This window comes from Algoriphagus lutimaris, assembly GCF_017051705.1.
Classification (GTDB): Bacteria; Bacteroidota; Bacteroidia; order Cytophagales; family Cyclobacteriaceae; genus Algoriphagus; species Algoriphagus lutimaris.
This window is the reverse complement of sequence record NZ_JAFIDJ010000035.1, coordinates 1-286: the sequence shown is the minus strand read 5'-3', so window position 1 is coordinate 286 and position 286 is coordinate 1. Positions and strand designations below refer to the sequence as shown.

Below are 286 nucleotides of genomic sequence, written 5' to 3'. Positions count from 1 at the left end.
CATGTCTTTATGCCGACAACTACGGTCTGGGAATGGTCGATCTTCCGACGGCCCTGGAAAAGGCTGTGGAGTTCGCGCAGAAAGGGATCAGCCTCGATCCGACCAACCGCCGCGCCAGAGCGATACTGGCTTACGTCCGGCTTTTGGAAAACAAACTTTCGGAGGCACGAGACCAGGCTGAAAAAGCGTTTGACCTTTATTCATGCTCGCTGATGTATCTAGATGTGATCGGCTACTTGATGAGCCTGGCAGGAGAATGGGAGCGAGGTGAAAACTACATAAAAAA

1 protein-coding gene is annotated in these 286 nt (G+C 51.7%); it reads left to right on the top strand.

From position 1 onward, the window contains the following. Positions 1–286: tetratricopeptide repeat protein (locus tag JYB62_RS19675; protein WP_205647096.1), on the top strand; the 286-nt coding region annotated here is incomplete at both ends.